Annotated in this window: 22 protein-coding genes; 5 read left to right on the top strand and 17 right to left on the bottom strand. The window is 65.6% G+C overall.

Features of this window, described 5'->3' with window-relative positions:
• The 4 genes from purN to sucC form a co-directional block, all read right to left on the bottom strand.
• The gene (gene purN, locus IWX78_RS10255) at positions 1-612 is read right to left on the bottom strand and encodes a phosphoribosylglycinamide formyltransferase (RefSeq protein WP_196833434.1); all 612 of its coding nucleotides are present in this window, start codon (positions 610-612) and stop codon (positions 1-3) included.
• A 51-nt stretch (positions 613-663) separates the two neighbouring features.
• Complete coding sequence (locus IWX78_RS10250) at positions 664-1,941, bottom strand: cell division protein PerM (protein ID WP_196833433.1); 1,278 nt, start codon at positions 1,939-1,941, stop codon at positions 664-666.
• Between the two features lie 99 nt (positions 1,942-2,040).
• Positions 2,041-2,928 carry a succinate--CoA ligase subunit alpha gene (sucD, locus tag IWX78_RS10245; protein WP_196833432.1) on the bottom strand — a complete coding sequence of 296 codons (888 nt, stop codon included), beginning with the start codon at positions 2,926-2,928 and terminating at the stop codon, positions 2,041-2,043.
• Positions 2,929-2,944: 16 nt separating this feature from the next.
• Complete coding sequence (gene sucC / locus IWX78_RS10240) at positions 2,945-4,108, bottom strand: ADP-forming succinate--CoA ligase subunit beta (protein ID WP_196833431.1); 1,164 nt, start codon at positions 4,106-4,108, stop codon at positions 2,945-2,947.
• A gap of 162 nt (positions 4,109-4,270) precedes the next feature.
• Between sucC and IWX78_RS10235 the strand changes: the two genes are divergently transcribed.
• Positions 4,271-5,038 carry an oxygenase MpaB family protein gene (locus tag IWX78_RS10235; protein WP_196833430.1) on the top strand — a complete coding sequence of 256 codons (768 nt, stop codon included), beginning with the start codon at positions 4,271-4,273 and terminating at the stop codon, positions 5,036-5,038.
• 124 nt (positions 5,039-5,162) lie between these two features.
• On the opposite strand, the gene panD is transcribed toward IWX78_RS10235, so the two are convergent.
• Genes panD through IWX78_RS10220 form a run of 3 tightly spaced genes read right to left on the bottom strand, consistent with a single transcriptional unit; the run spans position 5,163 to position 9,033 of the window.
• The gene (gene panD, locus IWX78_RS10230) at positions 5,163-5,573 is read right to left on the bottom strand and encodes an aspartate 1-decarboxylase (RefSeq protein WP_196833429.1); all 411 of its coding nucleotides are present in this window, start codon (positions 5,571-5,573) and stop codon (positions 5,163-5,165) included.
• Positions 5,573-7,972: an ATP-dependent helicase gene (locus IWX78_RS10225; RefSeq protein WP_196833428.1), complete on the bottom strand. Its 2,400-nt coding sequence runs from the start codon at positions 7,970-7,972 to the stop codon at positions 5,573-5,575. The genes panD and IWX78_RS10225 overlap by 1 nt, the downstream gene beginning before the upstream one ends.
• Before the next feature lie 47 nt (positions 7,973-8,019).
• Positions 8,020-9,033 (bottom strand): glycerophosphodiester phosphodiesterase family protein, encoded by a 1,014-nt coding sequence (locus tag IWX78_RS10220; protein ID WP_196833427.1) that lies wholly within the window; start codon positions 9,031-9,033, stop codon positions 8,020-8,022.
• Between the two features lie 161 nt (positions 9,034-9,194).
• On the opposite strand from IWX78_RS10220, the gene IWX78_RS10215 reads away from it, so the two are divergent.
• Together IWX78_RS10215 and IWX78_RS10210 are read left to right on the top strand one after the other, a co-directional pair.
• Positions 9,195-9,992 (top strand): Bax inhibitor-1/YccA family protein, encoded by a 798-nt coding sequence (locus IWX78_RS10215; protein ID WP_196833426.1) that lies wholly within the window; start codon positions 9,195-9,197, stop codon positions 9,990-9,992.
• An 88-nt stretch (positions 9,993-10,080) separates the two neighbouring features.
• Positions 10,081-10,752: a pentapeptide repeat-containing protein gene (locus IWX78_RS10210; protein ID WP_196833425.1), complete on the top strand. Its 672-nt coding sequence runs from the start codon at positions 10,081-10,083 to the stop codon at positions 10,750-10,752.
• 55 nt (positions 10,753-10,807) lie between these two features.
• On the opposite strand, the gene IWX78_RS10205 is transcribed toward IWX78_RS10210, so the two are convergent.
• Positions 10,808-11,365 carry a CGNR zinc finger domain-containing protein gene (locus tag IWX78_RS10205; RefSeq protein WP_196833424.1) on the bottom strand — a complete coding sequence of 186 codons (558 nt, stop codon included), beginning with the start codon at positions 11,363-11,365 and terminating at the stop codon, positions 10,808-10,810.
• 98 nt (positions 11,366-11,463) lie between these two features.
• Here IWX78_RS10205 and IWX78_RS10200 point away from each other — a divergent pair, with 98 nt between their 5' ends.
• Positions 11,464-12,441 carry an EamA family transporter gene (locus tag IWX78_RS10200; RefSeq protein WP_196833423.1) on the top strand — a complete coding sequence of 326 codons (978 nt, stop codon included), beginning with the start codon at positions 11,464-11,466 and terminating at the stop codon, positions 12,439-12,441.
• A gap of 314 nt (positions 12,442-12,755) precedes the next feature.
• On the opposite strand, the gene guaA is transcribed toward IWX78_RS10200, so the two are convergent.
• From guaA to IWX78_RS10170, 6 genes are all read right to left on the bottom strand, one after another.
• Positions 12,756-14,339, bottom strand: coding sequence for a glutamine-hydrolyzing GMP synthase (gene guaA / locus IWX78_RS10195; RefSeq protein WP_196833731.1), 1,584 nt, complete (start codon positions 14,337-14,339; stop codon positions 12,756-12,758).
• Positions 14,335-14,784, bottom strand: a complete 450-nt coding sequence (locus IWX78_RS10190; protein WP_196833422.1) for a DUF3817 domain-containing protein — start codon at positions 14,782-14,784, stop codon at positions 14,335-14,337. The genes guaA and IWX78_RS10190 overlap by 5 nt, the downstream gene beginning before the upstream one ends.
• Positions 14,785-14,788: 4 nt before the next feature.
• Positions 14,789-15,631: an SURF1 family protein gene (locus IWX78_RS10185; protein ID WP_334684678.1), complete on the bottom strand. Its 843-nt coding sequence runs from the start codon at positions 15,629-15,631 to the stop codon at positions 14,789-14,791.
• Complete coding sequence (locus IWX78_RS10180) at positions 15,618-16,994, bottom strand: cation:proton antiporter (RefSeq protein ID WP_196833421.1); 1,377 nt, start codon at positions 16,992-16,994, stop codon at positions 15,618-15,620. Before IWX78_RS10180 ends, IWX78_RS10185 begins: the two co-directional genes overlap by 14 nt.
• Positions 16,995-16,996: 2 nt before the next feature.
• Positions 16,997-17,527, bottom strand: coding sequence for a cation:proton antiporter regulatory subunit (locus IWX78_RS10175; protein ID WP_196833420.1), 531 nt, complete (start codon positions 17,525-17,527; stop codon positions 16,997-16,999).
• Between the two features lie 88 nt (positions 17,528-17,615).
• Complete coding sequence (locus IWX78_RS10170; RefSeq protein ID WP_196833419.1) at positions 17,616-19,346, bottom strand: glycerol-3-phosphate dehydrogenase/oxidase; 1,731 nt, start codon at positions 19,344-19,346, stop codon at positions 17,616-17,618.
• A gap of 225 nt (positions 19,347-19,571) precedes the next feature.
• Here IWX78_RS10170 and poxB point away from each other — a divergent pair, with 225 nt between their 5' ends.
• The gene (poxB, locus tag IWX78_RS10165; RefSeq protein ID WP_196833418.1) at positions 19,572-21,302 is read left to right on the top strand and encodes a ubiquinone-dependent pyruvate dehydrogenase; all 1,731 of its coding nucleotides are present in this window, start codon (positions 19,572-19,574) and stop codon (positions 21,300-21,302) included.
• A gap of 52 nt (positions 21,303-21,354) precedes the next feature.
• On the opposite strand, the gene IWX78_RS10160 is transcribed toward poxB, so the two are convergent.
• The 3 genes from IWX78_RS10160 to guaB form a co-directional block, all read right to left on the bottom strand.
• Complete coding sequence (locus IWX78_RS10160) at positions 21,355-22,473, bottom strand: GuaB3 family IMP dehydrogenase-related protein (RefSeq protein ID WP_196833729.1); 1,119 nt, start codon at positions 22,471-22,473, stop codon at positions 21,355-21,357.
• Between the two features lie 187 nt (positions 22,474-22,660).
• A complete protein-coding gene (locus tag IWX78_RS10155; protein ID WP_196833417.1) occupies positions 22,661-23,554 on the bottom strand; it encodes an SGNH/GDSL hydrolase family protein in 894 nt (297 codons plus the stop codon).
• Between the two features lie 146 nt (positions 23,555-23,700).
• On the bottom strand, positions 23,701-25,203 hold the full coding sequence (gene guaB / locus IWX78_RS10150) for an IMP dehydrogenase (protein WP_196833416.1): 1,503 nt from the start codon (positions 25,201-25,203) through the stop codon (positions 23,701-23,703).
• Positions 25,204-25,274 lie beyond the last annotated feature (71 nt).

Raw genomic sequence — 25,274 nt, 5'->3', positions numbered from 1 at the left:
TTACTCCTTGATTGAGGCGGGAAGACGGGTCGACAGCGCGGTGAGGTCGAGTCCGTTGGCGATGTCGAGCACGGTCTGCACCAGCAGCCGCCGCTCGACGGGTTTGATGCGTTCATGAAGTTCGTGTTCGGTGTCACCGGGGAGCACTGGGACGCGTTCCTGCACGATGATCGGACCCTGGTCGACTCCGTTGTCGACGACGATGATGGATGCTCCGGTCTGGTCGACACCGGCGCGGATGGCGTCGCGAACACCGTGGGCGCCGGGGAACTCAGGCAGGTAGGCCGGGTGGGTGTTGATGAGGTTCGGCGCCAGCGCGTCGACGACCTTCGGCGGCACGAGGCGCATCAGACCGCTGAGAACAACGAGGTCCGGTTCCCAGACCCGGATCTGCTCGAGGAGCGCATCACCCCAGGCCGCGCGGGAATCGTACGAGCCGTACGGCACCGTGAATGACGGGATGCCGTACGCTTCGGCGTGCTGCAGGCCGGGTGCCTCGCGGTCAGCCCCGACCGCGACCACGCGCGCGGGGTAGGCCGCGTCGGCGGAGGCGTCAAGGAGAGCACGGAGGTTGGACCCCGTGCCCGAGATCAGCACGACGATTTTCAGCACAGGCCGATTCTACCGGTGAGCGCCCGGTCGCCCAGCCAGATGTCGCGCCGCTCAGCGGGAACGGTCTGCGGTCCGGAGGGAGACGGGCGCGTGGCGCTCACCAGACGACGTCGAACCGGATGCCATACCGATCGCGGCGGCGACACTCACTTCGACGGCGGTGAACGCGGCGACAAGCCAGGGGTTCGGCCCGACGTCGACGAGTCGCCCGGGCCCGACGGCTCCGCCCGCGAACCAGGCGAGCAATCCGAGCATCACACCGGACACCACACCGATGCCGACGGCCGCGAGCAGGAGACGCCCGACCAGCGGGCGCCCGCGGAGGGCGGCGATGAGGCGCGGTCGCACCAGGGTTGCCGCGAGGAATCCGATCGCGACGGGAACGAGGAGACCGAGGAATCCGAAGGTGAGGTCGCCGCTCGGGACAGCGCCGAGAATCGGGAGCCCGGGAATCGGTCCGACGATCGTGTTCACCGGAGAGATGGAACTCCCGGTGCCGAGGGCGAATCCGGGGCCAACGAGCCACGAGGCCGCCCAGACGACGAGGTTGGGGACGAACGCGATCTGGGCCAGTGTCGTCACCGCACCCCCGGCGACCCCGAGCTGGGCGCTCTGGTACAGACTCGTCACGAGACCGAAGTTTCCGAGGATGAGCAGGCCGAGGAGCACGGCTGACACCCCGACGATGCCGGTGACTGCTGCGACTCCCCCGCGGAGGGCAGCACCGACCACCGCCCGGTCGAACCGGTCGAACTTCTCGTCGAGCCGGTCCTGGATCCGCTCGGCAAGGCGACCGATCCTGCCATCGTGGCCGGCCGGCATCCGGTGCCACCCGCGAACGACTCCGATGGCGAGACCGAGTCCGTAGACGAGCGCAGGGAAGATCACGGCCTGGGCAAGTGACGGGCTGAGAGCACGGTCGGCAGCGCTGACGGCAGTGACGGTGGCCAGCACGACAACGGTGCCGATTCCGGCCGCCACGGCGCTCTGCCAGTACCGTGTGGCCGCAGCCCGTACTCCGGCGCGCGCGCCCATGACCACCGAGAACAGGGTGAGGGCGAGCGGGGCGAGACTGACGGTGAACGGGTCGGCCGCTGCCGGTAGACCGGTCCCTGCGACGACGGCCGATGGGAGTTCGACCTGGATTGCGACCCCGTTTCCGAGGAGCCAGATGTCGACGGCTGCGCGCCACAGCGAGAACCAGTCTGCGGAGAATCCGTGTTCGATGGCCCACAGCAGGGTGAGCGGAACAAGGGAGATGCCGATGCCGATGGCCACGGTGATGAGGGCCTCGAGCGCGGCGAGCAGGGCTGTCGTTGTGCGGTTCATTCGACTCGAAGTTTAGCTGGCCGTTAGCCGGAACCCCGGCCGGAACACGACGAAGGGCGGCAGTTTCCTGCCGCCCTTCGGTGCGCGAACGCGGTCGGGCTAGAGTCCGGCGATGATCTCGCGCATGAGGCGTGCTGCCTCAGACGGGGTCTTGCCGACCTTGACGCCCGCAGCCTCGAGAGCTTCCTGCTTGGCTGCAGCCGTGCCGGCAGAGCCGGAGACGATGGCGCCGGCGTGGCCCATGGTCTTGCCCTCAGGTGCGGTGAAACCGGCGACGTATCCGACGACGGGCTTGGTGACGTGCGCCTTGATGTAGTCGGCGGCACGCTCTTCAGCGTCTCCACCGATCTCACCGATCATGACGATCGCCTGGGTTTCGGGGTCGGCCTCGAACGCGGCGAGGGCGTCGATGTGCGTGGTACCGATGATTGGGTCTCCGCCGATGCCGATCGCCGTCGAGAACCCGATCTCACGAAGTTCGTACATCATCTGGTAGGTCAGGGTGCCCGACTTGGAGACGAGTCCGATCGGACCCTTGCCCGTGATGTTCGCGGGGGTGATTCCGACGAGAGCCTCACCAGGGGTGATGATGCCGGGGCAGTTCGGGCCGATGATCCGGGTCGTGTTGCCCTTCTTCTGCGCGTAGGCCCAGAATTCGGCCGAATCGCCGACAGGGACTCCCTCGGTGATGATGACGAGCAGGGGGATCTCAGCGTCGATGGCTTCGATCACAGCATTCTTGGTGAATGCCGGCGGCACGAAGGCGATCGACACGTCTGCGCCGGTCTTTTCCATCGCCTCCGCGACGGTGCCGAAGACGGGCAGTTCGACGTCACCGTGGAGGACGGTGGTGCCGGCCTTGCGCGCGTTGACGCCGCCGACGACGTTGGTGCCTGCCTTGAGCATCAGAGCGGTGTGCTTGGTGCCTTCACCGCCGGTGATGCCCTGGACGATGACCTTGGAATCCTTGTTGAGGAAAATTGACATGTTTTCGTTCGTCCTTTTACTTCGAAGCCAGCTCGGCGGCCTTGTCGGCGCCTTCGTCCATGGTTGCGGCGAGGGTGACCAGCGGGTGGTTGGCCTCGTTGAGGATGCGGCGGCCTTCGTCGACGTTGTTGCCGTCGAGGCGGACGACGAGGGGCTTGTTGGCGGCTGAACCGAGTTCGGCGAGGGCGCCGACGATGCCCTTCGCTACAGCGTCGCATGCGGTGATGCCGCCGAAGACGTTGACGAAGACGCTCTTCACCTGCGGGTCGCCGAGGATGACGTCGAGGCCGGCAGCCATGACCTCTGCGGATGCTCCGCCGCCGATGTCGAGGAAGTTGGCGGGCTTCACGCCACCGTGGCTCTCGCCGGCGTATGCGACGACGTCGAGGGTCGACATGACCAGTCCTGCACCGTTTCCGATGACGCCGACTTCACCGTCGAGTTTGACGTAGTTGAGGTCGCTTGCCTTGGCTTTTGCCTCGAGCGGGTCTGCGGCGTCCTTGTCTTCGAGCTTCTCGTGTGAGGGGTGACGGAATCCGGCGTTCTCGTCGAGCGAGACCTTACCGTCGAGGGCGATGATGTCGCCTTCCTCGGTGAGGACGAGCGGGTTGACCTCGACGAGCGTGGCGTCTTCGCCGATGTAGACGTTGTAGAGCTTCACGAAGACGTCGGCGACCTTGTCGACGAGCTCAGCCGGGAAGTTCGCCGCAACCGCGATCTCGTGCGCCTTCGCGGCGTCGATGCCGTCGATCGGGTCGATCTCGATGCGGGCGAGAGCCTCGGGCCGTTCGACGGCGAGGACCTCGATTTCGACTCCACCCTCGACGCTGGTGAGCGAGAGGTAGGAACGGTTGGCCCGGTCGAGTAACACAGAGAAGTAGAACTCCTGGGCGATGCGGGCGCCGCCGGCGACCATGACGCGCTTGACGACGTGACCCTTGATGTCGAGTCCGAGGATGGCCTTCGCCGCCTCGAATGCCTCATCGGGCGTCTTCGCCACTTTGACGCCGCCGGCCTTGCCGCGGCCGCCGACCTTCACCTGGGCCTTGACGACGACGACTCCACCGAGCTTTTCGGCTGCGGCGCGCACCTCCTCCGGCGATTCGGCGACGATACCCGGCAACACCGGGACCTCGTATTTTTCGAACAGGTCTCGTGCCTGGTATTCGTAAAGATCCACGTGGGTTTCCGTTCCGCTGAGTGCATTGCTGATGTTCGCGTGAGGTGGCGGGCCCCCGGCGTCAGGTATCTCGATGCCGAGAGAATTTTGGCCGGTTCCACTCTACTTCGTCAGGGCGAACCGCGGGCACGCTGCGCAGGGGGCTGGACTACAGTGTCCCGGGTGAGCACTCTGCGCGACATCGCCGGCGATGCCGTCCTGATCGCCGGTGGCGGCCGGGCAATCCTGCTGCAGATCGCGGATCCGGCGGTCGGCGCCGGTGTTGCAGCTCACAGCGACTTTTCTTCCCGCCCTCTCGACCGGCTTCATGCCACGCTCACCTTCGTCTACACCCAGGTGTACGGAACCGACGCTGAGCGAGCTCTCGTGTCCAGGCAGGTGAACCGGGCCCATGGTCCTGTGGCAGGCGAGCGCTCGGCGGATGCTCCCTCCTATTCCGCTTTCGACCCCCACCTGCAACTCTGGGTCGCCGCGACCCTGTACGACACTGCCACCCGGGTTCACGACCTCGTCCACGGTCCACTCGAGGACGAAGCGGCCGAAGAGGTGTACGCGGAGTACGCGATCATCGGAACGGCACTGCAAATGCCTGCCGACCTCTGGCCGGAAACCCGTACGCACTTCCGTGCCTGGTTCGACCGACACATCGACGACCTCCACGTGACGGAAGAAGCCCGCGCTGTCTCCAGGGAGCTCCTCATGGCGCGTGCTGCTCCGCTGTGGGTGCGGGCGCTCCTGCCCACCGTGCGTCTGGTGACGGCCGGGCTGCTGCCTCAACGACTCCGAGAACCGTTCGGCTTCCGATGGACGCAACGGCAACAGCGCCGGTTCGATCGGATGCTTCGCGTCATCCGTTTCGTCTGGCCCAGAATTCCCCGGGGCATCCGTCACCTGCCCGTTCGGTTTTACCTCGGGCGGCTTCGCAGTTGAGCAGACACGGCGTTCATCCGCACCCGTTCCCGGCACCCGCGTTCATCCGTCGCTACGGCCAGGAACCCACGACCACAACCGGCACGCGCGACGGATGAACCGCTGTGCGGCCGAGAACGTACGTTCAGAGCGCGAGCGGCGGCGATTCGACCCCGGCGACGACCGCTTCTGCCGGGTCACTGCCGACAGCGACGATGCGGTTGTTCCCGTCGACGTGGACGACGCTCGGAGCGAGAGCCCGCGCCTCTTCTGTCGTCATCTGGCCGTAGGAGATGAGGATGACGAGGTCACCGACGTTCACCAGATGGGCGGCGGCGCCGTTGATGCCGATCACACCGCTGCCCCGCTCCCCCGCGATCGTGTAGGTCTCGAGCCGGTGACCGTTGGTCACGTCGACGATGGCGACGAGTTCGCCAGGGAGCATGTCTGCGGCGTCGAGCAGGTCGAGGTCGACCGTGACCGAGCCAACGTAGTGCAGGTCGGCATGGGTGACGGTTGCACGGTGGATCTTCCCCGTGAACATCGTGCGCAACATCAGATCTTCTCGATCGGGGCGATCTTGATGAGCAGTTTTTTGAGGCCGGCGGAGTCGAAGGCGACGTGGGCGATGCGCTTGGCGCCCTCGCCTGTGACGGTCTGCACCCGCCCGTCGCCGAAGTCGGAGTGACGGATGCGATCGCCAGAGGCGAGTTCGAGGTCACCGTTGTCTCGTACCTGGTTGGTGATGCGGTTCGGCCAGTCCCGCTTCTCGGTGAACGGCTTGTTGGCCAGGTCTCCGCCCGGATACCGCCCGCGGTTGGCGTTGAGCGCTCGAGGCTGGGAGCCACCGCGTGAGTTCGCCATGCCAGGCGACTGGCGCCACTCGATGAGCTCGGCCGGGATCTCCTGCAGGTAACGGCTCGGCATCGCCACTGCGGTCTCGCCGTACTGCGCCCGCGTCATCGCCAGCGACAGGTACAGCCGCTTGCGGGCGCGGGTGATGCCCACGTAGAACAGGCGGCGTTCCTCTGCTGGCCCGCCGGGTTCGGACGCCGACATCCGATGCGGGAGGAGATCTTCTTCGATTCCGGTGAGGAAGACGGCGTCGTATTCGAGCCCCTTCGCGGTGTGCAGAGTCATCAACGACACCGTTCCGCTGGAGTCGTCCAGGTCGTCTGCTGCAGCGACGAGGGACACTTCGGTGAGGAAGTCGACGAGCTCGCCGTCAGGGTTGTTGCGTTCGAAGTCCTTCGCGACGGCGACGAGCTCCTCGATGTTCTCGGCGCGCGCCTCGTCCTGCGGGTCGCGGGATGCCCGGAGCGCTTCGATCAGACCACTCTTCGTGACGAGCAACGAGAGGACCTCTGACACCTTCCCATCGGCGACGAGCTTCTCGCCCTCGTCGAGGAGAGCGGAGAGCGAGAGAATCGCGTTGGTGACCTTCGGTCCGAGCCCGAGCCCGGTGGCCTCGCGCATGGCCTCACGGAAACTGATGCCGTTGTCTTCGGCGAAGCTGAACAGTCCCGTCTCGGTGGCCGGGCCGATACCGCGCTTCGGGGTGTTGAGGATGCGACGGAGCGCGAGCATGTCTGCCGGATTCGCCACGGAGATGAGGTACGCCATGGCATCCTTCACCTCGGCACGCTCGTAGAACTTCGTGCCGCCCATGATCCGGTATGGCAGGGCCGACCTGATGAAGATCTCTTCAAGCGCACGGGTCTGCGAGTTGGTGCGGTAGAAGACAGCGACGTCGCTGTACGGGGTGCCGGCGGCGTGGAGCTTCTCGATTTCGTCTGCGACGAATTGTGCTTCGTCGTGGCCCGAGTAACCGGTGTAGCCGACGATTTTCTCGCCGTCGCCGACCGCTGTCCAGAGCTTCTTGTCCTTGCGGTCGAAGTTGTTGGCGATGACCGAGTTGGCGGCGGTCAGGATGTTCTGCGTCGAGCGGTAGTTCTGCTCGAGCAGAATCACCTTCGCACCGGTGAAGTCGCGCTCGAACTCGACGATGTTGCGGATGTCTGCGCCGCGGAACGCGTAGATCGACTGGTCGGAGTCGCCGACGACGGTGAGGGATGCTCCGTTGCCCGAGGCGACGAGTGCCCCGTCTTCGACAGCAGGCGGACGGGTGAGTTCGCGGATGAGCGCGTACTGGGCGTGGTTGGTGTCCTGGTACTCGTCGACGAGGACGTGGGCGAACCGGGTCCGGTATGCCGCGGCGACCTCGGGGAAGGCCCGGAACAGGAACACCGTCTGACCGATGAGATCGTCGAAGTCAAAGGCGTTCGCCGCGGTGAGTGCGCGGGTGTATGCCCGGAAGATCTGAACGAATGCCGCCTCGTTGGGGTCTTCCAGGTTGGCGTTCCGCGCATAGCTGTCGACGTCTGCCAGTTCGTTCTTGAGTTTGGAGATCTTGGCTGAGACGTTCGACGGGGTGAAGCCGAGGACGTCTGCGCCCTGCTCCTTGATGATCCGCTTGATGAGAACACGGGAGTCGGAGGAGTCGTAGATGGTGAAGTTCCTCGTGAAGCCGAAGTTCTCGGCTTCACGACGGAGAATGCGCACACAGGCGGAGTGGAAGGTGGAGATCCACATACCTTCTGCCGCCTGACCGACGAGCGCACGCACGCGTTCGCGCATCTCGGCCGCGGCCTTGTTGGTGAACGTGATGGCGAGGATCTGGCTCGGCCAGGCCTCGCGGTTCTCGAGCAGGCTCGCGATGCGGCGGGTGAGCACGCTCGTCTTGCCTGACCCTGCGCCTGCGACGATGAGCAGTGCTTGCCCGCGGTACTCCACGGCCTCGCGCTGTTGCGGGTTGAGTCCATCGAGGAGCCGGCTCCCCCCGGGCTGCGAACCGCCCGAGCCGGGCAGCGCGGTCGTCGACCGGCCGTCCAGAATGACGGGGGTCGCCGATGGGGTGCCTGCAGGGTGGGTGTTTGGGGTTGGAGTGCTCGCCATATCCCCTCCAGTTTAGGCCGGGAGACCGACACTGCCCGCCGCCGCGGTCATTCGCCGAATGTATCCCTCGCGGCAACACCGAGGTCGGGGTGATCGCAGAACACACCGTCGACGCCCGTCGCGATGATGCGCTGGAACTCCTCCTGCCAGTTGCCGTACTCCGATTTCTTCCCGTGCAGCCTGAACGGTCGGGAAAGGAAGGCGTTCTCGGGGCGCAGCGTCCAGGTGTAGACGGCGAGACCCCTGCGGTGGGCGCGCGCGACGAGGTCGCTCGACGCTCCATCTGCGAGCAGCACGGCCTTGTCGACGCTGATGCCGTCGAGACGGAACCCGTCTGTCGCAGCGGCGAGCGCATCCAGACCGGCATCCGTCAGGGAATCCGCATAGCGCGGAGCTGCGGTGCCATGGAGGGCGACCTGATCGAACGGCATGCCCTTCTTCTCGAGAAGGTAGACGTAGCTGGCCGCCTGGCCTCGAGCGAAGAGCTTCTGCAGAATGGTCTGTTCGAAGGCCTCGACGATCAGGTCGTTGCCGTCGCCGAAGGCGGTTCCGGCCAGCTCGGCTGCGAGCAGCTCATCGAGGGGCAGCCCGATCTGCTCGAAATAGGTGGCGTGCTTGATCTCGGCGACCAGTCCGAGCGCCCGCCCGGTCTGGTCGGAAGCCGCGTCGATGATCTCGAGCAGGTCGAGTAACCGCAGGATGCCGTTCGTCCCGTCGAAGCTCGCACTCGAACGTCGAAGGTCGGGAATGCGTTCGCTCGCCCGGAGCGTCGACAACTGTTGCCAGGTGAAGTCTTCGGTGAACCAGCCAGTCAACTCGACGCCGTCGACGGTCTTCGTGGTGCGGAGACCGTCGAACTCGGGACGGATCGCCACATCGGTGGTACCGGAGATCTCATTTTCGTGGCGCAGCACGAGCACGCCGTCCTTCGTCGCGACGATGTCGGGCTCGACGGCATCCGCGCCGAGGGCGAAGGCGAGTTCATACGACGACCGCGTGTGCTCGGGGCGATACCCGGGCGCCCCGCGATGGCCGATGATGAGGGGCCGGGCCGGTGTCATGGTCCGAGCCTAGTTCGCCCCTCTCCGCCGAGAGAGGATGCACTCGGAATACGCCCGTCATCCTCGATGTTTCTCAGGAAAGACCGCTAGATTGGGTGCAGGTTCCGCTTCGCGGTCCGACCACATTCCAGCCGTTACGACTGAGAAGGAACAACACAGACATGGCAATGAACAACCCGGCGTTCAACAACCCGGCATTCGCCCAGCAAGGCGCGCAGGTACTTGCTCACCGCACCGCGACCGCGAGCGAGCTCGACGACATCTACAACCGCCCGGCAGTGCAGGCCGACCGCATGACGGTCGAAGACACCGTGATGAAGAGCGCGATCGCTTTCGGCGTGCTCATCGTCGGTGCGATCGCCGGCTGGTTCGTCGGAGCAACGATGCCCGCCCTCGTCTTCGGCGCTGCCATCATCGGCTTCGTTCTGGCGCTGGTGAACATCTTCAAGAAGGAGCCGTCCGCTCCGCTGATCCTCGCGTACGCGGCCGCTCAGGGCATCTTCGTCGGTGGAATCTCCTACATCTTCGAGCAGACCGCCCCCGGCATCGTGATCCAGGCCGTCCTGGCGACACTGACCGTCGTCGGCGTGACGCTGGCGCTGTTCGCGAGCGGCAAGATCCGCGCATCGAAGAAGGCCACCAAGGTCTTCATGATCGCGATGGTCGGCTATCTCGTGTTCTCTCTCATCAACGTCGGCATGCAGATGTTCGGCCTCACGGACAACGCGTTCGGTCTTCGCAGCGAGCTGGTTTTCGGGATTCCTCTCGGAGTGATCCTCGGAATCCTCTGCGTCGTCCTCGGTGCCTACTCGCTCGTCCTGGACTTCGACTTCATCCAGAAGGGCGTGCAGAACAAGGCACAGCGCAAGTACGGCTGGACCGGCGCCTTCGGCATCATGGTCACGGTGATCTGGCTGTACCTCGAGATCCTCCGCATGCTCGCGATCGCTCGCGACTGAGCGACCCGATCTCCGACCCCCGCCGCCCGGCATCGCCGGCGCGGCGGGGGTTTTCTTCTGCCCACTCCCCCGAGAACAGGATCCGCCCGTGAAATCGCAGACCCACCCACCACGGATCGATTCCCGCGACAGTCCCGACCGCGCGGCCAGCCACCGCTCAGCCGGCGACGCGGCAGCCATCGAATCCGATGACGAGCGCGAACTCGAATTCTTCAGCGACTCCGACCTCAGCGGGCGAGATCTCACCGGGCTCACCCTGCGGGAGTGCGCCTTCGACGGACTCGACATCGACGACGCGAACCTCCGGGGAGCACGATTCATCGAGACCAGACTGAGCACAGTGCACGCACCGGTCCTGCGGATGTCACGGTCAACCTGGCGCGACGTCGTTCTCGAGCGCTCGCGACTGGGCTCCGCTGAACTGTTCGACACCACGTGGAACGCGGTGCGCATCAGTTCGTGCAAGCTCGGCTACGTCAACCTGCGTGGATCGCGCCTGACCGATGTGGTGTTCGAGGACTGCACCATCGACGAGCTCGACCTCGGCGGCGTCACGGCCACCCGGGTCGCGTTCCCGGGCAGTTCGGTGAAAACACTCGACGTGACGCGCGCCACCCTCAAACACGTCGACCTGCGCGGCCTCGATTTCCGCGCTGTGCACGGTCTCGAGGGTCTCGCCGGAGCCACCGTCAACGAATTCCAGGTCACGGAGCTCGCTGCACTGTTCGCCGCTCAGCTGGGAATCGTGGTCGAAGGCTAGGTCCTTCCCGATCGACAGTGCAGTTGTGGCTCGAAAACGTCCCCCTTGTGAGCCGCTACTGCACTCTCGATCGTCGCGCCCTGTACGCCGCCACGTTCGCCCGGTTTCCGCAGTTGCCGACATCGCAATAGCGGCGCGACCGGTTCTTGGACAGATCGACGACGACGGCCGTGCAGTCGTCCGCCGCACACTCGCGGAGGCGTGACAGCTCACCGGCGCGCACGAGGTCGATGACGGCCATGGCGGCTTCCACCTGCGCTCGGACGGCGACGGGCGCAGACGCCGGGGTCGCGTGCAGATGCCAGTCCCAGGCGTCGTGCCTGACCAGCTGAGGCAGGGCGTTCGATTCCCGCAGCAGTCCATTGATGAGATCGACGACACCCTCTTCGTCTCGCGTCCACAGTTCGCGCAGCCGCGGCCGCAGAGCGCGCAGCTCGTCGAGTTCCCCGGCGTCGCCCGTGCGGGATCCGGTGAATTCGAACCGGTCGAGGAAGGCGACAACGTGCTCGGCCGTCGACATCTCGTCGATTCCGCTGTGCGACGCGCCAGGCACGGTATTGATGAGGGCAGCGGTCGTCGCGAGTGACACTTCGGTGTCATGTGCAAAGAGCATGTTGACTCCTGACGCAGTTCGGGTCTACTGTCATGATCATAACGCACTTTCACTCCTGACAGCCGGCCGGCCGAGGTGCGGAAACGGACGGAGATCCCATGACGACGCAGAGCAGCCAGACGGATGCCGTTCTCGCGCCCTCGACCCGCGCGCAGGCATCCGGCATCGTCATCGCGTTGAGTTCGGCGCTGATGTTCGCGCTGAGCGGTCCATTCGCGAAATCGCTGATGGAGTCGGGCTGGTCACCCGGGGCCGCCGTCCTCGTGCGGATCGCGGGAGCAGCGGTGGTCTTGCTCGTGCCGACCCTGATGCTGATGCGCGGGCGCTGGGGAACCCTGAGGCGAAGCGGCGGCATCGTCGCGCTCTACGGCGTGGTCGCAATCGCCGGCGCCCAGGTCGGTTTCTTCAACGCCGTGTCGTACATGTCTGTGGGGGTCGCCCTGCTGATCGAGTACCTCGCCCCGGTCCTTCTCGTCGGCCTGGTCTGGGTTCGGACCCGCCGCCGACCCGGCGTGCTGACCATCGGTGGCACAGTGGTAGCCGTCCTCGGCATGGTTCTCGTTCTCGATCTCACCGGCGCCCAGACGGTTCATCCGCTCGGCGTGGCGTGGGCGCTTCTCGCCGCCGTTTCGCTTGCCACTTACTTCGTTCTCGGAACGAGGATCAGCGACGACCTGCCGCCGCTCGTGCTCGCCGGTGGCGGCCTTCTCGTCGGTACCGTCGTCGTGGCGGTCTGCGGCGTCTTCGGGCTGCTCCCGCTGGCGTTCTCGACGACGGATGTGGCGATGTTCGGCTCCGAGATGTCGTGGCTGGTTCCGCTCCTGGTGCTCGTGCTGGTCTCGACGGTGGCGGCGTACGTCACCGGGATCATCGCCACCGCGCGTCTCGGCACGCGCCTGGCATCGTTCGTCGGTCTGTCGGAGGTCGTGTTCGCCGTGCTGGCCTCGTGGCTGTTGCTCGCCGAATTGCCGGGTCCGCTCCAGCTCCTCGGAGGGGTCGGCATCCTGGCGGGAGTGATCATGGTCCGCGCGGACACCTACGCCCCGGCCCCACGCGAGGAAAAAGCCCCGGGATAAGGATCCTCGGCTCCTCCCCATCCTTCTCCCACGCCGATCTCCTTATCCCGCGCCGAAGCGCAGATCGGCAAGGCCCAGCAACCCCCCGCGGGTGAGGCGGTCACCGATCGCCGTCACCTCTCACAGAGTGCCTGAGGTACGGCTGCCGCCTTTCGCGAGGCTACGCCTCGCGGGTGTCGAGTTATGGCGAGGTGCGGACCGGCTCAACACCTGGCGCCTTGCGCATCAACACGAAAACGGACCGGCTCGAGAGAGCCGGTCCGGAATTCGTCATTGTTTGAGCCGAGGGGCAAATACTCACTCCTCACCCCAACTCACTCCCACTCGATCGTCCCCGGCGGCTTCGACGTGACGTCGAGCACGACCCGGTTGACGCCTTCCACTTCGTTGGTGATGCGGTTCGAGATCTTCGCGAGCACGTCATACGGCAGCCGGGTCCAGTCCGCCGTCATGGCGTCTTCGGAGCTGACCGGGCGCAGGACGATCGGATGCCCGTAGGTGCGTCCGTCTCCCTGGACGCCCACCGAGCGGACGTCGGCGAGCAGCACGACCGGGCACTGCCAGATCTCGCTGTCGAGGCCTGCCGCTGACAGTTCGTGCCTGGCGATCGCATCCGCTTTACGCAGCAGGTCGAGCCGTTCGGCGGTCACTTCGCCGACGATCCGGATGCCGAGGCCAGGACCGGGGAACGGCTGGCGGCCGACGATGACCTCTGGGAGTCCGAGTTCGCGGCCGATGGAGCGTACTTCGTCCTTGAACAGGGTACGGAGCGGTTCGACGAGCTCGAAGGTGAGGTCGTCGGGGAGCCCGCCGACGTTGTGGTGGCTCTTGATGTTCGCGGTTCCTGTGCCGCCGCCGGACTCGACCACGTCGGGGTACAGCGTTCCCTGCACGAGGAACGCAATGGGGTCGCCGTCGTCTTCGAGGGACTCGGCGATGAGGTCGGCCTGGGCCTTCTCGAAGGTGCGGATGAATTCCCTCCCGATGATCTTGCGCTTCTGCTCGGGGTCGCTGACGCCGGCGAGGGCGTTCAGGAACTGTTCACGGGCGTCCACGGTGATCAGACGCACGCCGGTGGCGGCGACGTAGTCCTCTTCGACCTGCCGGCGTTCGTCCTGTCGCAACAGGCCGTGGTCGACGAACACGCAGACGAGCTGGTCACCGACGGCTTCGTGCACGAGCGCGGCGGCAACGGCTGAGTCCACTCCTCCGGAGAGTCCGCAGATGACCTTGCCTGTGCCGACCTGGGCGCGAATCCGTTCGACCTGCTCGGCGATCACGTTCCCGGAGTTCCAGTCGGCGGGGATTCCGGCTGCGCGGTGGAGGAAATTCTCGATCACCGCCTGACCGTACGACGAGTGCTTGACTTCGGGGTGCCATTGCACCCCGTACAGACGCCGTGCGTCGTTGCCGAACGCGGCGACCGGCGTCGACGCGGTGGAAGCGAGAACGGTGAATCCTTCCGGGGCCTGAGCGACCGAATCGCCATGGCTCATCCACACGGTCTGGTCTGTGGGCTGGCCGTCGAGGAGGACTCCTCCATCGACCGACAGGGCAGCATCCGTCGAGCCGTATTCACGCAGGCCGGTGTTGGCCACTTCGCCGCCGAGGGCGCGGGCCATCACCTGGAAGCCGTAGCAGATGCCGAGCGTCGGGACCTCGAGGTCGAAGATCCCGGCGTCGAGTGCAGGAGCGCCTTCTTCGTACACGCTCGACGGTCCACCCGAGAGCACGATTCCGATCGGGTTCTTCTCGGCGACTTCCGCTGCGGTGATCGAGTGAGGAACGATCTCGGAGTAGACGCCCGCCTCACGCACTCGACGTGCGATCAGCTGGGCGTACTGGGCGCCGAAGTCGACGACGAGGACGGGGCGCTGGCTGGTTGCCTGCTCGCTAATGGGATGCCTCCACTGATTCGGGGGTGGCGCCGATCGGCGTCGCGCGGGCGGCCAGGTAGGCCGTCACCTCGCGCGCCACTCGGACTTCGAGGAAGAAGGACAGGAACGGGATGATGCCGCCGAGAGCGATGAGCAGGAACCGGCTGAACGGCCAGCGCATGAGGCTCCAGATCCGGAAGTCGGCGAACAGGTAGACGACGTAGCCCCAGCCGTGCACCATGAGGATGCCGAGAGACAGGTTCACAGCCTGCAGGGTGTCGCTGGGAACGAACGCGAGGAACCCGTATGCCCCGCCGAGTTCGAGTTCAAGCCCGAAGGCGTACTTCATGATCATTTCGCCGCAGAGAAGCAGCAGCAGAACACCGGTGACGACGGAGGAGAATTTGTAGAACGTCAGCGCAGCCGGGATGCGCGGCAGATCACTCTCTCGAGGCTGGAGGGGCATGGCTCTATTCTACGGGTCCGTTATCGGCGAGAAGAGCCTCGGCTTCCTCCTGCTCCCGCTCCCAGGAATCCCGAACGAGGCGATACCAGAGGAAGATCGCGAAGCCGGCGAAGACGACCCACTCGATGGCGTAGAAGATGTTGAGCCAGTTGACGGTCGTCTCCTGTTCGACGGCGGGAGCGTCGATCGTGGTGAGAGTGTCCGGGGCATCCGCCGACACGATGTAGCCGTTGTAGATCGGCCGTTCCTGCAGGCCGGGCCAGATGTTGACGAGGGCGGCGACGCTCATGGTGGTCATCTCGAACGGATCGTCGCCATCGGGGAGCTCGGGCGCCTGCGAGGCATTGAGGCGACCGGAGACGGTGAGTTCGGATGCGTCGCCGCGGTCGTTGAGCGCGGCGGCGACGTCCTCGGCCGTGTCGCGGTCGGCCGCCCAGCCGAGCGCGACGGCAACCGCAGGGTCGTTTGCGTTGTCGCCGGTCGAGAGGTGTCCGACGACCCACGCGCCGGTTTCCCCGCGGTTGACGCGCTCGGTGACGACAAGGAAGTCACCGGCGACCCAGTTGCCGTCGACCTCGACCAGCTGGCCGATCACCCGGTCGCGCAGCGGTTCGCCTGGCGTTGCGACATCGGCCAGCGGAAGAAGCTCTTCGGTCGGACCCTCACTCGTCTCCGCAGATACGACGGCACGTTCGAGTTGCCACTGCCCCAGCCAGGCGAATGCGCCTGAGACGAGCAGGGCGAGCAGCAGCATCGCGATCCATCGCGGTTGCAGCATCGTGCGGCCGAGTGTGGTCGACGGTCGGATGCCGTTCTCAGGAGAGGGGGAACTGCTAGTAATCGTCATCTCGCTTTGATCGGTCGTGGCTGGTGTTGTCTGTCTGATTCATGGCCTGCTCGATGATGCGGTCGACCGAGCGGGTGGTGTCCCTGGCGGGCGGATCGGCCGTCGCCGCTTCGACGAGCGCGATCTCTTCGGTCCGCAGAGGAGCCTCGCGGCGGGTCTTGTGCGGCTCGACCCTGCGGAGGACAACCGATCCGATCTTCTCGGAGTTCGAAGCCAGCAAGGGTCCCATCACGCTCATGATGAGAACGTAGAGCCCGGCAAACGGTTGCAGTCGTTCGTCGAGGCCCGCGCTGAGTGCAAGGATCGCGAGGATGAGCGCGAACTCGCCGCGGTTCATGATGATCGTCGCTGCGTTGATTCCTGCCTGGATGCTGAATCCGTACAGCCGGGCCATGAATTGCCCGGCGATGGCGTTGAGCACGACGGTGAGAGTGACGGCGAACACCACCGGCCAGAACACCAGGGGGAACTGGGTCGGATCGAGAGTGAGACCGAAGTTCAGGAAGAAGAAGGCACCGAAGACATCGCGGAGCGGAACCGCGACGTGTTCGATCTTGGTGCCGTAGCGCGTGGCGCCGAGGACGAGACCGATGAGGAAAGCGCCGATGGCGTCGCTGACCCCGAGCACTTCACCGAGTCCGCCGAACAAGACGGCGAGTCCGAAGAAAAGGATGGTGAAGAGTTCATCGTCCTTTGTCCGGAATAGCCGGCTCACGTACGACCCGCCCCAGCGGGCGATGCTGAACATGGCGATGAGGAAGGTGAAAGCGATCGCCAGGCGACCGGCGACCAGCCAGGGGTTGGTTTCGCCGCTCAGCACGGCCGAGACGATCGCGAGGTAGATGGCGAGGAAGATGTCCTGCACGACCATCAGGCCGAGGATCATCGGGGTTTCGCGGTTCGCGAGCCGGTTGAGCTCGATGAGCAGCTTGGTGACGATCGCGCTCGACGACGTACCGATGATGCCGGCGACGATGAGAGCTTCACGCGTGCCCCAGCCGAGCATGAACCCGAAGATGAGTCCTGCGCCCATGAGCAGTACCAGGTACGAGCCGCCTGAGATGAGCAGTTTGCCCGCGTTCCCGAAGAACTCGTCCTGGTCGAACTCGAGACCGAGGTTGAACAGCAGCAGGATGAGTCCGAACACCGCGATCAGTTCGATGTACGAACTCTCGAAGTTGAGCGGGAACCAGCCGGTATTCGGGCTCGCGAGGAAACCGACGATCATGTAGATCGGGATGGCGGGGAGGCCGATCAGTTTGCCGAGTCGTCCGAAGATGTATGCGACGATCAAGAGTGTTCCGAGGACGATCAGATCCGTCCCCAAAGAGGTGTGTTCGGCTGCGGCGGCGGCGAACGACATCGCTAGCTTCCCGGCGGAGCTTCGGTCGCGCCCTTGAGCCGAGACTCACCCGTGCGGAAGAAGGCGAAGGCTTTGGCCACCTTCTCGGGACTTCCGGCAACGACGAGGGTGTCTCCGGGGAAGACCCGGAAGTCGGCGGACGGTGCGGGGTTGGCGCTTTCACCGCGCACGACGGCGACGACCGTGAGGCCGACGATGCCGCGATCGGCGGGGTCGCCGAGCGGTTGGCCCGCGATGTGGTCTTCGTAGTCCACTCGGAACCAGTCGATCGACAGGCCGGGGATCTGGTCGAGTGCGGTCAGCGACTCGGTGATCTGGGTGCCGCCGAGCAGTTCGGCGAGCGTGTGCGCTTCGTCTTCACTCAGTCGCAGCGAGACTTTGCTGGCATCCGATCCGTCTTCGTCATCGGCGAAGGTGATGAGGTCACTGTGCCCTGAGCGGTGTGCGATGACCCCGACCTTGCCCCCGTCATCCGTGACGAACGTGTGCAGGACACCGACTCCGGGAAGTTTGACCCGCCGAACATCGACCATCGCCGGACTCCTCAAAGCTTGTGGGCAGTACCCCCAGTCTATCGGAGCGTCGGTTGCCTCCCGCCCGGCAACGGGCGGGAGGCGCTGCTTACTTCGCGACCACGATGTCCGGTGCCTCGAGGCGGATCCGGTCGGCGGATTCGTCGTCAGGCTGCTCCTGCGACGCGCGCTCCGCGGCCACCCTCTTGAGGTAGACCGCGACCTCGTGTTGTGTGCGTTCGTCGTCCCAGCCGAGCACTCCGGCCATCAGCCGGGCGGCGACAGGAGCGGCAGACACTCCCCTGTCCCATGCCTCGATCGAGATCCGGGTGCGGCGTGCGAGCACATCCTCGAGGTGAAGCGCTCCCTCGTGCGTTGCGGCGTACACGACCTCGGCTCCGATGTAGTCGTCTGCGCCCGGGAGGGCATCGCCGAGTTCCGGCCGCTCGCGGATGATGTCGAGCAGTTCGTCTGTCAGCACGCCGTAACGGTTGAGGAGGTGCTCGATTCGCACTTTATGCACGCCGAACGCCCTCGCGATCTTGCCGCGCTTGTTCCACGCCGCCTGGTAGCCCTCCGCACCGATCAGGGCGATGTTGTCTGTGATCGACTTCGGGGTCTTGCCGTCGAGGGCATCCGCAGCCGCGTCGATGGCATCCTTCGCCATGATCCGATACGTCGTCCACTTGCCGCCGGCGATGACGACGAGGCCGGGCACCGAATGCGCGACGAGGTGCTCACGCGACAGTTTGGACGTCTGGTCGGACTCGCCGGCGAGCAGCGGGCGCAGTCCGGCGTAAACGCCTTCGACGTCGTCACGGGTGAGCGGAACGGCGAGCACCTTGTTCACGTGCTCGAGCAGGTAATCGATGTCTGCTGCCGTCGCCGCCGGGTGCGCCTTGTCGAGGCTCCAGTCGGTGTCTGTCGTGCCGATGATCCAGTGCCGTCCCCAGGGGATCACGAAGAGCACGCTTTTTTCCGTGCGGAGGAGCAGACCCATCGTCGACTGGAACCGGTCACGCGGAACGAGCAGGTGGATGCCCTTCGACGCGCGAACCTTGAACTGACCGCGTTCTCCGACCATCGACTGTGTGTCATCCGTCCAGACGCCGGTCGCGTTGACCACCTGGCGAGCGCGGACCTCGAATCGCTCGCCGGTTTCGAGGTCGTGCGCTTTCACCCCGACGACGCGCTGACCGACCTTGAGGAATCCTTCGACCCGCACCCGGCTGGCAGCGTGGGCGCCGTACGACGACGCTGTACGCACGAGAGTCGAGACGTAGCGGGCATCGTCGACCTGGGCGTCGTAGTAGGTGAGCCCGCCGACGAATGCGTTGTTCCTGAGCGAGGGGATGGACTTCTGAATCTGCCGCTTCGACAGGTGGCGGTGGTGCGGCACGCCGGGCGGACGACCACCGGTGTAGCTGAAGATGTCGTAGAGCAGCATTCCGGCGCCGATATAGATCCGTTCGAAGACCGGCCGGTTGAGCGGGTAGAGGAACTTCACCGGCTTCACCAGGTGCGGGGCGATGCGCTGCAACAGCAGTCCGCGTTCGATGAGAGCCTCGCGCACGAGTCGGAAGTCGAGCTGTTCGAGGTAACGGATGCCACCGTGCACCAGTTTCGATGAGCGGCTCGAGGTTCCGCTCGACCAGTCACGCGCTTCGAGGATGCCGGTGGACAGTCCTCTCGTCACGGAGTCGAGCGCGCTTCCTGCCCCGACGATGCCTCCGCCGACCACGAGCACGTCGAGCTCCTTGGTTTTGAGGGCTGCGATGGCGGCGTCCCGCTCCTCCATACCGAGTTTGGTCGAGCGCGAAACAGTGTTGTGATTGGCCATTCTTGCCTCCACCGGGAATCGAGCCTGTCACGATTCCCGGACTCCTGCTCGAGGTGGCACCGACAGGCTACGCCACCGCATGTCCTCTGACGCTAACGCACCGATTCTGCACTCACAACTGCCTTGCGTCCGAGCGCAACCGCCCTGACAAATCTCAGCGTCTGTGGTCGACTCGGGGTGCTGGGCCCGAGATCCGTGTCACGTGCCAACCGACTGGGGGCTGAAATGGGAACCATCGCATCGAACATCGTCGCGACGCTCAAGGCGAGTGGGGTGAAGCGCGTCTACGGGCTCCCGGGTGATTCGCTCAACGGTCTCACCGACGCTTTGCGGGCAGACGGCGAGCTGGATTGGGTACACGTCAGGCACGAAGAGGCCGCGGCGTTCGCGGCATCCGCTGACGCCGCGGTGACCGGGGAGCTGGCCGTGTGCGCCGCGAGCTGCGGACCGGGGAACCTGCACCTCATCAACGGCCTCTTCGACGCGAACCGGTCGCGGGTCCCTGTGCTCGCAATCGCCACGCACATTCCCAGCTCAGAGATCGGAAGCGGCTACTTCCAGGAAACCCATCCGCAGGAGCTGTTCCGAGAGTGCAGCGTGTTCTGCGAGATGGTCGGCTCGGCCGAGCAGATGCCGCGACTCCTCGAGATCGCGATGCGCACGGCGGTGGAGCGACGCGGGGTCGCCGTCCTCGTCATTCCCGGTGACGTCCTGCAGGCGACAGCCGAGAACGCGAGGACCGTGGAGATCCGCCCGACATCGAGTTCTGTTCTTCCGTCCGCCGCGGGTCTCGCCGAAGCGGCGACGCTGCTCAACACCGCCGACAAGGTGACCATCCTGGCGGGTGCGGGCGTCGCCGGTGCGCATGCCGAGGTTCTCGCGCTGGCGGATGCTCTCGGTGCACCGATCGTTCACGCCCTGCGCGGCAAGGAACACATCGAGTACGACAACCCGTTCGATGTCGGCATGACCGGCCTGCTCGGTTTCGCGTCCGGCTACCGGGCGATGGAATCCTGCGACACCCTGCTCATGCTCGGCACCGATTTTCCGTACCAGCAGTTCTTCCCCGAGGATGCCGCGATCATTCAGGTCGATGTCCGCGGCGAGCAGCTCGGCCGACGGACTCCGGTCGACGTCGGCCTTGTCGGCACCGTCCGCGACACGGCACAGGTTCTGCTTCCCCTTCTGGAGCGCAAGACGGACCGCGGCCATCTCGAAACGTCGCTGGCGCGTTACGCCAAGAGCCGGTCGGGGCTCGACGACCTGGCCACGAACGACCGGAACCGTGCACCGATCCACCCGCAGTACCTCGCCAGGCTCGTGGACGAGCTCGCGTCGGAGAACGCAGTCTTCCTTCCTGATGTCGGGTCACCGGTCGTCTGGGCCAGCCGGTACCTCACGATGAACGGGCGCAGACGGCTGATCGGATCTTTCACCCACGGCAGTATGGCGAACGCGGTGTCCCAGGGCATCGGCGTGCAGGCTGCCCAGCCGGAACGCCAGGTGATAGCGCTGGCCGGAGACGGAGGCCTCACGATGATGATGGGCGAGCTGCTGAGCCTCGTCCAGAACCGGCTGCCGGTGAAGATCATCGTGTTCAACAACTCGTCGCTGAACTTCGTCGAACTCGAGATGAAGGCAGCGGGGCTCGTGAACTACGGCACCGAGCTCGTCAACCCGAACTTCGCCGATGTGGCGACGGCGATGGGCATCCACGGACAGAGGGTCGAAAACCCCGACGACCTCCCCGGTGCGCTGCGCGAAGCATTCGCGCACGACGGCCCCGCACTCGTCGACGTGGTCACTGCGAGGCAGGAACTGTCGTTGCCCCCGGCCGTCACGGCCGAGCAGGCAAAGGGATTCACCCTCTACGCCATCCGGACGGTGCTCTCAGGACGAGGTGAGGAACTCATCGACCTGGCGAAAACGAACGTCGTCAGGCGGATCTTCGACTGAGACCGGTAGACGCGACGGGCCCGCTCGGTGTGGCATCGTCACCGCATCCGTCTCACTGAACGTGGTACGGCGCGACGACGACGTCGACCCGCTGGAACTCCTTGAGATCCGAGTATCCGGTGGTCGCCATGGAACGGCGCAGAGCGCCGACGAGGTTCGCTTTGCCGTCTGCGACGGTTGCAGGCCCGTACAGTACCTCTTCGAGGGAGCCGATCTGGCCGACCTCGACGCGGCGGCCGCGTGGCAGCTGCGAGTGGTACGCCTCGGTTCCCCAGTGGTAGCCGCCGCCAGGGGCGTCGGTGGCGCGAGCGAGGGTCGTGCCGAGCATGACGGCGTCTGCACCACAGGCGACGGCCTTGACGATGTCGCCTGCTGTGCCGAGTCCGCCGTCCGCGATCACATGAACGTACCGTCCGCCTGACTCGTCCATGTAATCACGGCGGGCACCGGCGATGTCGGCGACGGCAGTGGCCATCGGTGCGTGGATGCCGAGTGTCGCGCGGGTGGTCGACGCTGCTCCCCCACCGAATCCGACGAGCACACCGGCAGCGCCCGTGCGCATGAGGTGCAGTGCAGCCGTGTACGTCGCAGCGCCACCGACGATCACTGGGACGTCGAGTTCGTAGATGAACTCCTTGAGATTGAGCGGTTCCTGGTTCTTCGACACGTGCTCGGCAGACACGGTCGTGCCACGGATGACGAACAGGTCGACACCGGCGGCAACGACGGTTTCGTAGAGTTCCTGGGTGCGCTGGGGTGAGAGCGCACCGGCGACGGTGACTCCTGCTGCGCGGATTTCGGCCAGGCGCGCGGTGACGAGCTCGGGTTTGATCGGCTCCGAGTAGATCTCCTGCATCCGGGCCGTCGCCCGGTCGTCGGGCAGGCCACGGATCTCGGCGAGCAACGGTTCCGGGTCTTCGTACCTGGTCCAGACACCCTCGAGGTCGAGGACTCCGAGGCCGCCGAGCTTGCCCATCATGATGGCCGTCGTCGGTGAGACAACGGAGTCCATCGGAGCGGCGAGGAACGGGATGTCGAACTGGTAGGCGTCGATGCCCCAGCTGATCGAGACGTCTTCGGGGTCGCGGGTCCGACGCGAAGGGACGATGGCGATGTCATCGAAAGCGTACGCGCGGCGGGCACGTTTGGACGCGCCGATCTCAGTTTCCATACTCACAGTCCCAGCCTACCGGTCCGCCGCGACGGTCACTTCGACGGCCACATACCGACGAAAGCACCCGATTCGGACAAGGGCATCCGGTGTGCTGGATGCCCTCGTCCGCGACGGGTGCCCTCGGGGTGAAGCGGCCCTGGCGACAGTGGCGCGGTGCCGATGAGAACGTTCCGTCGAGACGGCGTTACGGCCGGCGCAGCACCCCGTCGTTGGCGAGCGCCCTGGCGTAGCCAAGTCCGTTGCCGAGCACGTTCGGGTGGAAGTTCGCCGCGGCCAGCGGGTTCGCCGGGTTGAAACTGATGTAGGGAACGGAGGAGCCGATGCCGTGACCGGCGAACTCCTGGCTCACGTCGACGAAACCGATCCGTGCGTTTCCCGTCGCGGAGACGGAACCCTTGATCACCGCGTTGAGAGCGTCTGTGCCCGCGTTCACCAAGTCACCGAGGGGGGCGACGCCCGGGTGGAAGAGCCGCGGGTAGCCCAGCACGGCGATGCGCGCATAGGGAAGGGTGGCTGCGACGGTCGCGTACGCCGCAACGAGGCTCGGCCCCAGAGACGCGATCGTCGCCGAACTCGCGGCGACCGTCGCCGCGCAGAGGGCGCTCGTCGGGTCGGTGCACGCGGCGAGTACCTGGTTGGACCCGGCGTCGATGCCACCGACGGTGATCGTGACGAGCGCGGTCGAGGGACTGACCCCGGCGAGCTGGCCGGCAACGGCGGCGATGCTCGCCCCTGAACACGCCTTGTTCGCCGAGAGCCGGTAGGGGCTGATCACGGAGGCGATGACAGGGTAACTCTTGTACGTGCTGCGTTTGCAGGCTTCGTTCGAGTATGGCGGGGCACCCTGGCCCGAGGTGAACGAATCGCCCAACGCCACGTACGATCCGGCCGATCGGAGCGACGCTCCGGATGACGCCGATCCGACGATCGCCGAGGCTGAAAAGACACTTCCGGCGGGGACCGCCTGGACCGCGGTGGCCGGGGCAACGGCCGAACCGACGACCAGCCCGAACGTCAGAAGTGACAAGGCGCCGAGGCGCGACAGAAACCGCACAGAAACGTGAGAATTATTCAACATGGCCGCACCATACTCGCCCTGTGGAGACGAAACAATGGGTGCGCGGGGCGTCCGCGACCCTCCGGCAGCCCCCGACTCACGTCGACGGCGACAGCACCTGCCTCCTGGCGAGGTCCGGGAGGCAGTGCTCGCGGTGCGTGCTGCGCCTAACGACGGTAGTTCGGCGCCTCGACGACGATCTGCACGTCGTGCGGGTGAGACTCCTTGAGACCGGCGGGGGTGATTCGCACGAACTTGCCCTTGCTCTTGAGCTCGTCGATCGTGCGTGCGCCGACGTAGAACATGGACTGACGCAGCCCTCCGATGAGCTGATATGCGACGGCAGCGAGCGGTCCGCGGTAGGGAACCTGACCCTCGATTCCCTCGGGGATGAGCTTGTCATCCGACGGCACATCGTTCTGGAAGTACCGATCCTTGGAGTACGAGGTCTTCTCGCCGCGCGTCTGCAGGGCGCCGAGCGACCCCATTCCGCGATAGGTCTTGAACTGCTTGCCGTTGACGAAGACGAGCTCCCCGGGGCTCTCGTCGCAGCCGGCAAGGAGCGAGCCGAGCATGACGGTGTCCGCACCGGCGACCAGCGCTTTGGCGATGTCACCCGAGTACTGGAGTCCACCGTCGGCGATCACGGGGACGCCGTACTCACGAGCGGCGAGGGATGCCTCGTAGACGGCGGTCACCTGGGGGACGCCGACACCGGCGACGACACGGGTGGTGCAGATCGAGCCTGGCCCGACGCCGACCTTCACGGCGTCCGCACCGGCTTCGGCGATCGCCTTCGCGCCTGAGCGGGTGGCGACGTTGCCGCCGATGACGTCAACGCCGGCGAACGCACTGTCGCTCTTGAGTTTGCGGATGATGTCGAGCACGCCCGCTGAATCACCGTTGGCGGTGTCGACCACGAGGACGTCGACGCCGGCGTCGACGAGCGCGCCTGCCCGCTGCCACGCATCACCGAAGAAGCCGATGGCTGCGCCGACGCGGAGCCGGCCTTCCTCGTCCTTGGTGGCGTGCGGATACTTCTCGCTCTTGTCGAAGTCCTTGACGGTGATGAGCCCCTTGAGCCTGCCTGCCGCGTCGACGAGCGGAAGCTTCTCGATACGGTGCTGGGCGAGGATCGCGATGGCGTCGTCGGGGTCGATGCCGACGGGAGCGGTGATGAGGGGCATCCGCGTCATCACATCGCGCACGGCCGTCGTGGCCTTTTCGAACGGGGCGACGAAGCGCATGTCCCGGTTGGTGATGATGCCGACGAGCACGCCGTCATTGTCGATGACGGGGAGTCCCGAGACGCGGAACTGGCCGCACAGCGCGTCGACTTCGGCCACAGTGGCATCCGCTGTGGTCGTCACCGGGTTGGTGATCATCCCGGATTCACTGCGCTTGACGAGGTCGACATGCTCGGCCTGGTCGGCGATCGAGAGGTTGCGGTGCAGGATGCCGATGCCGCCCTGACGGGCCATCGCGATCGCCATGCGCGATTCGGTGACGGTGTCCATCGCGCTCGAGAGAAGAGGAGTTGCGACGGTGATACGACGGGTCAGGCGCGAGAAAGTCTCTGCCTCGCTCGGAATGACGTCGGTGTGCCCTGGCAGCAGCAGCACGTCGTCATAGGTCAATCCAACAAAGCCGAACGGGTCTGAGGTTTCCATTGCTTCCCTTCACGGTGTACCGGCGTCATTGGGGACGATGACGGATGCCAGAAACACTGCGCACGAGGACC

It is taken from the genome of Mycetocola sp. CAN_C7 (assembly GCF_015752285.1).
GTDB lineage: Bacteria > Actinomycetota > Actinomycetes > Actinomycetales > Microbacteriaceae > Mycetocola_A.
This window is presented reverse-complemented; position numbering and strand designations above follow the sequence as displayed.